Source organism: Vibrio genomosp. F6, assembly GCF_005146325.1.
Taxonomy (GTDB): Bacteria; Pseudomonadota; Gammaproteobacteria; order Enterobacterales; family Vibrionaceae; genus Vibrio; species Vibrio cortegadensis.
The window spans coordinates 1-12,444 of record NZ_SYUT01000061.1 but is presented as its reverse complement, the minus strand read 5'-3'; the positions used below and the strand labels follow the sequence as shown (position 1 = coordinate 12,444).

General features: G+C 43.3%; 11 protein-coding genes. 9 read left to right on the top strand and 2 right to left on the bottom strand.

Features of this window, described 5'->3' with window-relative positions:
* The first annotated feature begins 251 nt into the window (after positions 1-251).
* Positions 252-950 carry a hypothetical protein gene (locus FCV43_RS18080; RefSeq protein ID WP_136995935.1) on the top strand — a complete coding sequence of 233 codons (699 nt, stop codon included), beginning with the start codon at positions 252-254 and terminating at the stop codon, positions 948-950.
* A 78-nt stretch (positions 951-1,028) separates the two neighbouring features.
* Here FCV43_RS18080 and FCV43_RS18075 read toward each other — a convergent pair whose 3' ends face one another.
* Positions 1,029-1,904: a LysR family transcriptional regulator gene (locus FCV43_RS18075; RefSeq protein ID WP_113796426.1), complete on the bottom strand. Its 876-nt coding sequence runs from the start codon at positions 1,902-1,904 to the stop codon at positions 1,029-1,031.
* Positions 1,905-2,075: 171 nt separating this feature from the next.
* Between FCV43_RS18075 and glaH the strand changes: the two genes are divergently transcribed.
* Both glaH and lhgO read left to right on the top strand, forming a co-directional pair.
* Positions 2,076-3,035: a glutarate dioxygenase GlaH gene (glaH, locus tag FCV43_RS18070; RefSeq protein ID WP_113796424.1), complete on the top strand. Its 960-nt coding sequence runs from the start codon at positions 2,076-2,078 to the stop codon at positions 3,033-3,035.
* 124 nt (positions 3,036-3,159) lie between these two features.
* Positions 3,160-4,419, top strand: a complete 1,260-nt coding sequence (lhgO, locus tag FCV43_RS18065) for an L-2-hydroxyglutarate oxidase (protein WP_113796422.1) — start codon at positions 3,160-3,162, stop codon at positions 4,417-4,419.
* A 98-nt stretch (positions 4,420-4,517) separates the two neighbouring features.
* Here the strand turns inward: lhgO and FCV43_RS18060 are convergent, their stop codons facing one another.
* The gene (locus FCV43_RS18060) at positions 4,518-5,450 is read right to left on the bottom strand and encodes a LysR family transcriptional regulator (protein ID WP_113796434.1); all 933 of its coding nucleotides are present in this window, start codon (positions 5,448-5,450) and stop codon (positions 4,518-4,520) included.
* A 152-nt stretch (positions 5,451-5,602) separates the two neighbouring features.
* Here FCV43_RS18060 and FCV43_RS18055 point away from each other — a divergent pair, with 152 nt between their 5' ends.
* The 6 genes from FCV43_RS18055 to gabT all read left to right on the top strand — a co-directional run bounded on the left by FCV43_RS18055 (position 5,603) and on the right by gabT (position 12,250).
* Entirely contained in the window at positions 5,603-7,042 is a 1,440-nt protein-coding gene (locus FCV43_RS18055; protein ID WP_113796420.1) for an NAD-dependent succinate-semialdehyde dehydrogenase, read from the top strand.
* 323 nt (positions 7,043-7,365) lie between these two features.
* A complete protein-coding gene (locus FCV43_RS18050; RefSeq protein WP_113796418.1) occupies positions 7,366-8,400 on the top strand; it encodes a TRAP transporter substrate-binding protein in 1,035 nt (344 codons plus the stop codon).
* Between the two features lie 126 nt (positions 8,401-8,526).
* Positions 8,527-9,105 carry a TRAP transporter small permease subunit gene (locus tag FCV43_RS18045; protein ID WP_113796416.1) on the top strand — a complete coding sequence of 193 codons (579 nt, stop codon included), beginning with the start codon at positions 8,527-8,529 and terminating at the stop codon, positions 9,103-9,105.
* Complete coding sequence (locus FCV43_RS18040; protein ID WP_113796414.1) at positions 9,102-10,424, top strand: TRAP transporter large permease; 1,323 nt, start codon at positions 9,102-9,104, stop codon at positions 10,422-10,424. The genes FCV43_RS18045 and FCV43_RS18040 overlap by 4 nt, the downstream gene beginning before the upstream one ends.
* Before the next feature lies 1 nt (position 10,425).
* Positions 10,426-10,851 (top strand): universal stress protein, encoded by a 426-nt coding sequence (locus tag FCV43_RS18035; RefSeq protein WP_113796412.1) that lies wholly within the window; start codon positions 10,426-10,428, stop codon positions 10,849-10,851.
* A gap of 127 nt (positions 10,852-10,978) precedes the next feature.
* Positions 10,979-12,250 (top strand): 4-aminobutyrate--2-oxoglutarate transaminase, encoded by a 1,272-nt coding sequence (gene gabT, locus FCV43_RS18030; RefSeq protein ID WP_113796410.1) that lies wholly within the window; start codon positions 10,979-10,981, stop codon positions 12,248-12,250.
* Positions 12,251-12,444 lie beyond the last annotated feature (194 nt).

The following is a 12,444-nucleotide window of genomic DNA, read 5'->3' as shown; positions in this document are numbered from 1 at the left end:
GGTTCATGGGGCGGATACGGTAGAACTATCAAAAGGACTCTCATCAGCTAACGTTCCAAAAATGATAACACCAGTCAAACTATCATCTGCTACTTGTAACTTTATTCGTTCTCTTATTTGCTCTATCTCTATGTTTTTTCGATATTTATGTGTCATTGTCTTCTTGGTGTTGTGGATATATAAGCAATTTAGAATCAATTCAGTATTGAGTCTGAGATAGCTGTCATATTTAAGATAAGCAGGAGAGTCCATTGAGTTCATTAGTTAGTCTGTTGATGGAAAAGCACAGAGATATTTTGCTCGATGTTGAGTTAAAAACATTGTTCCAAGATGAAAACTTGTCAGGATTATTTTTAGCTAGTCCACACAAAAGTTACGAAAGTAGTTCATGTAAGTTGATGATCGTCGGTCAGGAGACAAGAAGTTGGAGAAATAGAACATGTCACTTTAAAAATGAATATTCTGTAACTGATCAAGCAGTACTGGAATCAATGGAGTGCTCAAGTGAATTTAATACTAAAGCTCCAAAAAGATCTCGTTTTCGTCAGTTTTACAAAAAATCATCTGTGGCTTTAAATTCAAACAGTTTGGATCCTGAGAATGCCGCGGTTTGGGCAAACCAGTTTTGTGTGAGCCATTACGGAAAAAGTCCGGTGAAAGCTCCTTCGTTTAAAGTAATTGAATATCTTTCTGCCAAATTACTCAGAGCGCAATTTGAAGTTCTTAAACCCAATGTGGCTATTTTTACGGTTGGCTCAGCCCGAGACCAGTTTATAAAAGATACCTTTCATGAGCTTGAAACTCAAAGTGTGATTCATCCTAGGAGATTGTGGCATTTTAAAATAGGTGATACCCATTGCTTTAGAACTAACCACCCTCGTTGGAGTGGTTCAAAGCGTTACATCGACGAGGCGCTCGCCTTGGCAAAAGAAGTTTGTACTTCACCCTAACTTTGCGACACAACCGCTATTTTGCTCTTCAATCTTGCTGCAATAAACAAGATGATTTCACTTATCAATTTGACGTCACTAGGGATGGTAAGTGCCTTGTAGAAAGCTGACAAAAGCTTTTGCTGCGGTTGAAAGGTAATGGCTCGACTTCCAACCAATTCCGAGCTGCAAGGGAATAGGTGGTTCAAACGGAATCGCTTTAAGTTGTGGATCATCGGCAACCAATATTGGTAGGCAAGTGCCAATGCCTATTTCGCGTCTAACCATTGATTTCAGCAGCTCTGGTAGGTTGGTTTCAAAGTGAATATTGGGTTTTAATTTATGCTGTTGGCAGTAAGCATTAACCGTTTCTCGTAAGAAGTAGCCATTCTTGAACAGCACTAATGGTTGTTGACAGAATTCGTCTAAGCTAATGCTTTTTCGATCCGCGAATGGATGTTCTACAGGCACACAGGCGGCGATTTGATCGCAGGCGAGTAATGTTTGGCGGATCTGCTCATGTTCTCGGTCACCACGGATCAAGGCGAGATCGAGTTCCCCATTTACCAGCATCTGCGCTAAAGTCGCGGTACCCGCTTCTTGAATATTGATCTGAATACCCGGGTAAGATTTTTTGAATTGTTCTAGTGCATCAGGTAAAAAATACGAAGCCAGCATCGCGGGTGCGCCAAAATTAATCACCCCGCTGGTGAGCCCTTTTAGCTCTTGTAGCTCTTTTTCTGCTTGTTCTACATCTTCCAAAATTATTTTTGTATGGCGTAGTAATACTTGCCCTTCCGCCGTTAAGCTCATTTGCCGTTCGGTACGGTTGATCAGTTTTAAGCCCAGTTTCTGTTCTAACTTTTTGATACTGGTACTCAATGCTGATTGGGCAATACCAAGCTGATCTGCGGTTTTAGTAAAGTTTCCCGTTTTGGCTAATTGGTTGAAATAGTGCAGTCGCTTCAAATCCATCTGAATTCTTACCATCTATTTTGTGTATGGAAACTATACACTCCATATATTGTTAATACAAACTCGCAATCGTTATAGTTTTGTTAACCAAAGCGGCGGTTAGATTCGCTTGATCTAAACAACATGATGTAGATAGCAGTTTGCTGCTCAGCCAAATAAGGAAGTAACACAATGAATATTGCTAAGGTCTTTAACCAGAACGTAGAAGAACGTTGCGGATTTACTATCTCTTTGCATCCAGAGAGCCCTCGTTTACAAGTGGTTACGCTGACAAAGGAAACGTTGGATAGGTTTTCAGATCTAATTCAAAACTTTAACCTTCAATCTTTAGAGTACAAGCCGTTTCTTCGCTTCGCCGTGGCAGATGCGTTAGATAAAGCGTGTGATTACCAATTGGGTCAGTTCTTGGTGGAAACGATGGAAGATCGTGAAAGAGGCGCTTTCTTACTTGAGCCATCAGAGGAAGCGAAAGCATTGTTTGAAGACAGCGATGAGCAGCGTGATTTCTTTGTTATTCTTTCCACCGCGATCTCTCACCTAATTGGTATTCCAAATTTTGACTCCATGTTTGGTAAATACTACGCGCGCTTTACCGTAAAAAATGAAGACAACAGTGACAGTTATTTACGTCAAGCGCACCGTCGTATGGAGCTGCATAACGATGGCACTTATGTTAATGAACGTACCGACTTCGTACTTATGATGAAGATGGACGAGAAGAACATGCAAATGGGTGACTCGCTTCTTCTTCACGTTGATGACTGGCAAGATCTGGATAAGTTCTACAACCATCCAATGGCGAAGCAAAATATCGTATGGGCCGCGCCACCAAGTAAAAATATCGGCTATACGATTGAGCACCCAGTCTTCTTTGAGGAAGATAAAATCGGTAAACCGCATATGTTATTTATTGACCAATTTGCTCAACCGCAAAACATGCAGCAAGGTATCTACTTGCATCAGATGAGTGAGTCTCTAGAGACGGACAGTAACTGTATTAATGTACGAGTGAACACCGGTAGTATGCTTGTGGTACAAAACCACTGTTGGTTGCACGGTCGTGATAAGTTTGTCGCGCACCAAGATCTTAAGCGTGAACTTTTACGCCAGCGTGGTCACTTCACACGCTAATCTAACGCCCCTCGCATTATTTAATGTGAAAAGGGGCGTATAGTAAAACGGCTTTATTGTAAAAGCCGTTTTGCTATAACTACACACTATAATTAGAATAATGAGAGTGAAGGAGCACCTAATCGTGGAAAAAATGTATGACTACGTAGTGATCGGGGGCGGTATTGTCGGTGTTTCTACAGCCTGGCAGTTACAGAGTCGTTTTCCTGATAAGTCGATATTGTTGATCGAAAAGGAATCAGGATTTTCGCACCATCAAACAGGGCATAACAGTGGGGTTATTCACGCGGGGGTCTACTATGCGCCTGGCAGTTTGAAAGCTGAGTTTTGTAAAGCCGGCGTAGCGGCAACCACAGAGTTTTGTGCTAAGCATGATATCCCGGTCGAGAACTGTGGCAAATTGCTTGTGGCGACGTCGAAAGAAGAGGTCAAACGAATGCAAGCTCTGTATCAGCGCTGCCATGAAAATGGTCTTGATGTGGAGTTGATTGATCAAGAAGAGCTAAAAGTGCGTGAGCCTAATATTGTCGGTTTAGGGGCTATTGCCGTATCAACCACTAGTATCGTCAGCTATCGGCAAGTTACCGAGAAAATGGCGCAAGAATTTGTTGATGCGGGCGGGGTGATTTCACTTGATACTGAAGTAACAGATTTGGCTGAATCGACGGAAAAAGTCACCGTATCGGCCTTGCGCTGTGGTGAATCGGCAGTGTTCGATGGTCAATTTCTCGTGGTCTGTTCAGGCTTAATGGCTGATCGAATGACTCGAATGATGGGGATTGAAACCGACTTTCAAATAATTCCATATCGTGGTGAGTATTATCGTTTACCTGCCAAATATAATAACATCGTTAATCATCTGATTTATCCAATTCCAGATCCTGATTTACCGTTTCTTGGCGTTCACTTAACTCGCATGATTGATGGTTCAGTTACGGTTGGCCCTAACGCAGTTCAGGGCTGGAAGCGTGAAGGGTATGGCAAAATTAACGTTAATCTGCGTGACGTATTAGATATGGTCAGTTTCGTTGGGTTTTGGAAAGTGTCAGCGAAGCACTTGATAACGGGATTAATTGAAACCAAGAATTCTTGGTGGAAACCAGGGTATTTGAAATTAGTTAATAAATATTGCCCAAGCATCAAAGTAGAAGATTTACAGCCGTATCCGGCAGGTATCCGTGCTCAAGCAGTTCTAAAAGATGGTTCGCTGGTGCATGATTTTCTATTTGCTGAAAGCGAGCGCAGTTTGCACGTGTGTAATGCACCGTCTCCAGCGGCTACATCGGCAATTCCAATCGGTGGATATATTTGCGATAAAATCGTAAAGAAGCAGCAACCCACAATCGTTGAAATGAATACTGCAGATGTGGCTAACGTCGCTTAGTCTTCATCGCTTAATTTAGTCAATTTAAAGACCTGAATTACCCACTTGCTAGTTGGGTGTTTCAGGTCTTTTTGATCGCGTGTATTGCTTTTTTTCAGTTATTCATTCTGTTTTCGATAATAGTCACGCATGGTTTTTATAAACAGCGAACGTACTTTATTTATCGCGTTGGTCTTTTTAGTGATCGCCATGATCTCCAAATGGTAATAACGGCGTGATGGTGCAATGGCAATTAGCTCACCAGAGTCTACATAAGGTTTGGCGTAATGCTCAGGTAAAAAACCAATAAACCGAGAAGAGAGCAGCAAAGTGATGCGAGATTCATAGTTATACGCAGTGGCTTTTAGATTCATATTGGCCAAGTGCCCGTTGATGCGCTCTTGAGTTTTTAGCCCAGCGTAGGCAACAGGAAAGCCATCAATAACCTCATCGGTTAATTCAGTGTCTGAAAGCTGTGCTAATGGGTTATCCGTACTGGCATAGAGGTAGCAAATATCGGTGTAAACATACTCATATTCCAATCCATCAAGTTCTCGATGTAAGGGAATAAAGCCAATATCCGCTTCGTCTTGCATCACCATTCTTTCTATTTCCGTCATCCGTGAAACTTCCGCCGTTAAATAAACCTCTTTGGCGATACTGGAAAAATTACGGATCACCTCCGGCATGCAGGATCTAGGATCCAAGCTTATGTTGTCACTGAATAGAATCGTTAAGCTACCGGATAGTTGAATGTCCAAATGGTTGATAGTATTTCTAAAATCGTCCAGTTCTCCTAGTAATTTAACGGTTGCCTCATACACGACGATGCCTTCTTCTGTTAAAGAAAATCCAGAGCGTCCCCGGCGGCATAGAATCAGATTTATTCGAGATTCAAGGTTGGAAATATGAATACTGATAGTGGAACGACTGATATTGAGTTCGGTTTCAGCAGCAGAGAAACCGCCACAATCTGCGACGACCTTGAATATTTTGAGCTGTTTTATTTCGTAGTCACCAATTTGACCGACAGGCGAAGAATTTTTTGTCATTGTTTTAGGCTCGTAAAACTTCATGTTTACTGAGGAATATTTATTCCCTTGGCGAGTTGTTATAATTTTGTTGTATCCATTGCCGATTATGCGTTATTTGGTTTTTTTAATCTTTGACGTTGTTAATGTTTATAACAGTAGGAATTTAAGTGATGAAAGATTTAGTCTTATCCCGTGGCTTGATCAACGGAGAATGGGTCGAAGCCATTGATGGTAAAAAGGTTAATATAGTGAATCCATCAACAGGCGCTATCATTACTGCCGTACCTGATATGGGTAAGGAAGAATCTGAAGCAGCCGTTATTGCCGCACATACAGCCTTACAAGATTGGCGTACAACCACAGCTAAATACCGCGCGGGTCTAATGAAAAAATGGTTTGATCTGATGGTTGAAAATGCAGACGGACTGGCGAAGTTACTGACGTCTGAGCAAGGTAAACCGTACAAGGAATCCTACGGTGAAGTCATTTACGGCGCATCATTTATTGAATGGTTTGCCGAAGAAGCGAAGCGAATGTATGGAGATGTGATCCCCGCGGCAAATCCGAATAATCGCTACATGACGATTAAGCAACCTGTGGGTGTTGTCACGGCGATTACGCCATGGAATTTCCCTATTGCGATGATCACTCGCAAAGCGGCGCCAGCTCTTGCGGCGGGATGTACCGTGGTGATTAAGCCTGGGGAAGATACCCCTCTTTGTGCGCTCGCAATGGCGTTACTGGCTGAGAAAGCTGGAATTCCTAAAGGTGTGATCAACGTAGTGACGACTTCTCGTCCTGCTGAAGTGGGGGATGTACTATGCCGCCATCCTTTGGTTCGCAAGGTTTCATTTACCGGTTCCACACCTGTGGGCAAGCTCATTTTGCGTCAAGCATCTGAAACCGTGAAAAAAGTGTCACTGGAGTTGGGTGGTAATGCCCCGTTTATTGTTTTCGAAGATGCAGACATCGACAAAGCGGTACAAGGCGCGCTGATTTCCAAGTATCGCAATGCGGGTCAAACCTGTGTTTGCACCAACAGACTCTATATTCACGATGCTATCTATGATCAGTTTTTGGATAAATACACCCAAGCTGTCAGTCAGTTAGTGATTGGCGATGGCTTGGTAGACGGTACCGAGATTGGTCCTCTTATTAATCAAAAAGCGATTGATAAAGTGGCTCAATTGGTCAGCACCGCTGTTGAGCAAGGTGCAACATTAACCTTAGGTGGGCATATCTCCGATGTTGGTCACCAATTTTATCAACCAACAATTTTAACCAACGTGACAGAAGAAATGGACATTGCGCACCAAGAGCTGTTTGGTCCCGTTTCTACTATATTTCGCTTCAATGATGAAGACGATGTTGTGCGCCGTGCCAATGATACCCCATTTGGATTAGCCGCATATTTTTATACTCAAGATCATGCCCGCGTTTGGCGAATGAGCGAAGTACTTGAGTACGGTATTGTGGGTATTAATGAAGGCATAATCTCAACGGAAGTTGCTCCATTTGGTGGAGTGAAAGAGTCAGGTTGTGGTCGTGAAGGCTCTAAGTATGGCATCGAAGATTACCTAGAAATTAAATACTTATGCCATGGCATATAAACGAAGAGTTTCTCTTTCTGTGACCGTATGGTTTTGACATGTCTTCCCCAAATAGTGAGTCCTTCCAGGCCTTTTGGGTTTCATGCTTTAGCAGCACCAAGTGTGCTGCTTTTTTTCGTCTCAAGTTGAGTGATCTGTAGAAAATAGACAAGTGCTGTTGAAAGGTTGAGCGCAGTAAAACTTTAGGTGGAGAAATGCGAATTTATCAATTGTAACCAAAATGTAACCATTAACAATACGGTGACAACGAGGAAGTAACAAGTCACTTCAGCACTGTTACTGGCATAGCCAGAGCAAACAGGAATACATCAAGGAGATAATTCATGTTTAACACCCTAAGTAAGCTAAGCAAAAAAAGCCTAACGAAAAAGGTTGCTGCATACGCATTGGCGATTTCGAGCTCTTTTTTTACCGTATCTCAGGCTTTCGCTGCTGAGCATAACTGGCGTTTTGTAAACCTATACTCACGCGGTACAGCCTATGGTGAAGTGTATAAAAACTTTGCTGATAATATTGTAGCAATGTCGAATGGTCGTATTTCTGTTCAAGTAATGTATGCCGGTGAAGGTGTTGGTCAAACGGGTGTACTTGGTTCGGTTAAATCAGGATTAATGACGATGGGGGCTCCTTTCCAACCGATGCATGCGGGTGAATTCCCTGCGGGTGTCGTTGAAGTTGGTTTACCAGGTATGACGGATGATGTGGGCGAGCTAAGCGCATTGTTCCATGAAAAAGGTTGGGGTGAAGTATTAGAGGAAGCTTACGACAAGCAAAACCTTGTTTGGCTAGAACCATATATCCAGTTACCAGTTTATGTTCTAACCAAAGAACCGATTAATTCAATTAAAGATTTCGAAGGTCTGAAGATTCGCGCTCCGGGTGCTTACGGTAAGTTCTTACGTAACTTAGGTGCATCTCCAGCATCACTATCATGGAGTGAAATCTACACCAGCTTAGCGACTGGTGTTATCGATGGCTCTATCGGCAGCAACATCATTGACCACCGTGACGGTAACCACGTAGAAGTGGCGAAGTACATGTACCGTTTGCCAATTGCCGGCGCTCAAGCATTGCCAATCGTCGTCAATAAGAGTGCGTGGAACAAGCTACCAGAAGATCTACAAGCCATTGTACGTGCAGCAAGTGCGGTTCATGCTCGTGAGCAGATGACAAAGTCACGTCTATGGGAATCTCAAGCGATTGCTGATATGGAATCGAAAGGTATGAAATGGAGCCCAGAGCCAAGCGCTGAGGATGTCGTTAAATGGAATGGCGCTGCGGATTCTCTATGGACGGAATACGCTGACGCAGACAAATACAGCCAACGCCTAATTAAGATTGTACAAAACACCCAGTAATCATTTTAAAGACGGGCGATTTAGCCTAGTTCAAATCAAAGTTTAGATTTTGAATGCGTTTTTAAATCGCAAACCAGAGAGAGGGGGTAGACCCCCTTTCTTTTTATGCTGGCAGGGATGATGTGTATGTTGAGACAAATATTAACGGCTTATTGTCGAGGAATTAATCGCTTCGTGTATTGGATTGGCTTTTCTGCTTCGATGCTAATGCCGCTCCTTGCAGCCACCGTCGCTTTTGAAGTTTTTTCTCGTTATGTGCTTGGAGAACCGACTATCTGGGCTTATGACGTATCGCTGTTCTTATTTGGTTATATCGCCGCACTTGGTGGCGCATTAGCGCAGCAAAACAAAGCGCATATTAACGTTGATGTGCTTTACCTTTCAGTGTCAATACGGGTGCGCTCCTTGTTTAACCTTTTTACATATTCGTTGGCTATTTTTTTCCTTTCGGTGGTATTGATGATGTCATTCGGAAAGTTTGAAGAAGCACTTGAGTTTAATTACCGACGTCAATCTGAATGGGCACCATCCATGGCGCATTTCTGGGTGATGATGATGGTCGCTTCAGGCTCGTTTATCGTCCAATTTACCAGCGATATGGTGCAAGACATCTACTACCTATTAACGGGTAAGACACTCATAGAACAAGAACCAGAAGAGAGTGAACAACAAGACACGCTGATCGAACAAGCGGGGGATGTATGAGTATTGAAGTTCTAACGTTGTTATTGATCGGCTGTATTTTATTTAGCTTTGCCTTGGGCGCTCCAGTTGGACTCGCTTTGGGTGGCATTGCTATGGGTATGGGGTATCTAACCTGGGGAGAAGGCATTTTTAACCTAGTCCCAACCACCATTGAGAGTAACTTTTTTAGTTTTATTTTGTTAGCGATCCCTTTGTACATTTATATGGGGCAGTTACTGACTCGTTCAGGTATTGGGGATGCGATGTTCAACGCCAGCCAAATGGTGATTGGACGCTTGAGAGGCTCACTCGCGATCAGCGTGATTGGCGTCTGTTCTATGATTGGCGCAATGGTTGGCATTATTGGTGCGGGTATTATGACTTCTGGCAGTATCGCGCTTAAGCCAATGCTTGAACGTGGTTATGATAAGCGTCTGGCGCTCGGCGTTATAATGGCAGGTGGCGGCTTAGGTATTCTGATCCCGCCAAGCATTCCAATGATCATGTACGCGGCAACGACGCAGAACTCGGTAGGTCGCATGTTTTTGGCTGCGATTATCCCTGCACTCATCTCTATTACGCTGCTAATCAGCTATGTGATCATCAGTTGTAAATTGAACCCTGAGAGAGCGCCACTCGGGACTGGCAGTGAAAGTAAAATGACGGGTAAAGAAAAGGTGAGAACCGCGCGTGACGGGTTATTTTCTTTACTGCTGATCGTTGCCGTATTAGGCAGCATTATTACCGGGATCGCCACGCCAACAGAGTCGGGAGCGATTGGCGTTGTTGGAGCACTTTTTCTTGCGATTATCTTTAAGCGTTTTCGTTTTGAAATGTTCAAATCATCGGGTTTTGAAACGGCAATGCTTGTTAGCGTGTCAATGTGGATCATTCTTGGCGCTTCACTGTTTAGTAATTTCCACATGCTCAGTGGCGTGCAAAACATGGTGGCACAGCTTACGCAAGATCTTGGGTTACCGCCTCTTGGTGTGATTATCTTGCTGCAAGTCATCATGTTGCTACTCGGGTTCATTATCGATGAACTGATCATCGTGTTGATGTGTGCACCGCTGTTTACGCCAATTGTTGTATCGCTCGGCTATGACCCCATTTGGTTCGGTATTTTGATGATATTGAATATTGAGATTGCGGTACAAACTCCACCTTATGGTTTTGCCTTGTTCTATTTGAAAGGCATAGCACCGCCGGGTGTCAGTATGATGGATATCTACCGCTCCATTTTGCCGTTCATCTTACTCAAGTTGTGCGTGCTGGTGACGTGTATGTTGTTCCCAGAAGTCGTGATGTGGCTACCTAATAAAGTGATGGGAGTGAATTGATATGAGTTTACAACGTATCTTAATGCCCGTTGATCTCGCCTACCCAGAGGTAGTGAAAAGAGAAGTTAACTTGGCGCTTAAATTGATCGCTGAAGATGGGGTCATTGACATGCTTTATGTCGATGAAGCTCGTGTTCATCGCCGAACGGTGCCCACAGCATCGGGCAACGTTTTTTCAACGCAGCATCAAAGTGCGTTTGATAGCGTGCAGACGATGTTAGAACAATTGGTACCGAAGCCCCATCTAGGTAAGAGTATTGTGCGTTGCGGAGTGGTTTTTGATGAAGTTGTGTTACAGGCAAAGAAATCAAATTCAGACGCAATAGTTATGGCATCTTCAAGGCCTAGACTACGCTCATATCTGCTTGGTTCCAACGCAGCAAAAATTGTACGACATTCACATTGCTCAGTGTTTGTTGTGAAGTAAAGCAGTAGCGATTCAACTAAGTTGATAGTTCGTTGTAAGAATCGCGATAGAACCGGTAAGTAAGTGCCTAAATAGAAAGAGGCATCTAGCTCGTATTAGTAAAAGCAACAAACTCAAGGAAATGATGATGACCAACCAACAATTGCACCAAAGAAGAAGCCAAGTCATTGCTCAAGGCATGGGCGCTCTTTATCCCCTTTATGTTGAAAAAGCAGAAAACGCACATGTGTGGGACGTAGAAGGGAATAAATATATCGACTTTGCCGCGGGCATTGCCGTCACCAATACGGGTCATTCAAATAAACGTATTAGTGAAGCGGTGAAAGCACAGTTAGATAACTTCTCTCATACGTGTGCGTTGGTTACTCCATATGCCTCATTTATTGAGTTGGCAGAGAAATTAACGCAAGTTGCACCGGGAGAAAGCGATAAAAAAGCAGTTTTCTTAACTACGGGTGCAGAAGCTGTTGAAAACGCAATTAAAATTGCCCGCGCGCGCACAGGGCGTAGTGGTGCAATTGCATTTAAAGGCGGGTTTCATGGCCGTACTAATTTAACTATGGGATTAACAGGGAAAGTAGCAGCATATAAAGCAAATTTTGGTCCTTTCCCAAGTGAAATCTACCATGCTCCTTATCCTAATGAGTTTCATGGCATTAGTGTTGAGCAAAGCCTACAAGCGTTGGAAGATTTATTTGCTTGTGATATCGAACCTTCGCGCGTTGCCGCGATCATCTTTGAACCTGTTCAAGGTGAGGGGGGCTTTTATCAAGCGCCAGTGAAATTTGCTCAAGGTCTACGTGAAATCTGTGATAAACACGGAATTATGTTGATTGCTGATGAAATTCAAACAGGTTTTGCACGTACTGGTAAAATGTTTGCTACTGAATATTTGAATATTGAGCCGGATATGATCACCATGGCAAAAGGTATTGCCGGTGGCTTCCCTATTTCTGCGGTTGTGGGGAAATCTGAGGTAATGGATTCTGCTACTGCGGGGGGATTAGGAGGCACTTATGCCGGATCCCCACTTGCGTGTGTGGCAGGTTTAGAAGTACTGAAAATTATTGAAGAAGAAGATTTGTGCGCCAAAGCAATGGGTATTGGTGAGGTTGTTTACTCTCGTATGACGAAACTACAGCAATCAGTACCAGAGATTGGTGAAGTTCGTACTACTGGTGCGATGATGGCTATCGAATTTACTGATCCGGATTCCGGTCAGCCTTTGCAAGAACTGACTAAAACCATTATTAGCAAGGCGCAAGAAAACGGCCTAATCCTGCTTTCTTGTGGTGTTAAAGGCAACGTAATTCGTTTGCTTCCAGCATTGACGATTGAGCAAGAAGTGCTTAGTGAAGGTTTAGATAAACTAGAGAAAATAATCATAGAAGTGGTGTGATTTAATCCACTATCAAGGGTTGTTAATAAGGACCAAGTGTTATCACTCGGTCCTTTTTGTTAGTGCTAGCGTATCAGGGCCTACTTCAGGCCTCAAAATCCCAAAGTTTCGATAAATTTATGGGGCTGTTCTGTTGAAAAGTCGTCGAATGGTTTGTGATATATGTAGGCTTATACCCTATCTGGCAGGGTAGT

Coding starts and splice junctions, on each gene's coding strand:
- gabT (WP_113796410.1), top strand. CDS start 10,979: ATGACCAACCAACAATTGCACCAAAGAAGAAGCCAAGTCATTGCTCAA.
- FCV43_RS18050 (WP_113796418.1), top strand. CDS start 7,366: ATGTTTAACACCCTAAGTAAGCTAAGCAAAAAAAGCCTAACGAAAAAG.
- FCV43_RS18045 (WP_113796416.1), top strand. CDS start 8,527: ATGTTGAGACAAATATTAACGGCTTATTGTCGAGGAATTAATCGCTTC.
- FCV43_RS18060 (WP_113796434.1), bottom strand. CDS start 5,450: ATGACAAAAAATTCTTCGCCTGTCGGTCAAATTGGTGACTACGAAATA.
- glaH (WP_113796424.1), top strand. CDS start 2,076: ATGAATATTGCTAAGGTCTTTAACCAGAACGTAGAAGAACGTTGCGGA.
- FCV43_RS18040 (WP_113796414.1), top strand. CDS start 9,102: ATGAGTATTGAAGTTCTAACGTTGTTATTGATCGGCTGTATTTTATTT.
- FCV43_RS18075 (WP_113796426.1), bottom strand. CDS start 1,904: ATGGATTTGAAGCGACTGCACTATTTCAACCAATTAGCCAAAACGGGA.
- FCV43_RS18035 (WP_113796412.1), top strand. CDS start 10,426: ATGAGTTTACAACGTATCTTAATGCCCGTTGATCTCGCCTACCCAGAG.
- FCV43_RS18055 (WP_113796420.1), top strand. CDS start 5,603: ATGAAAGATTTAGTCTTATCCCGTGGCTTGATCAACGGAGAATGGGTC.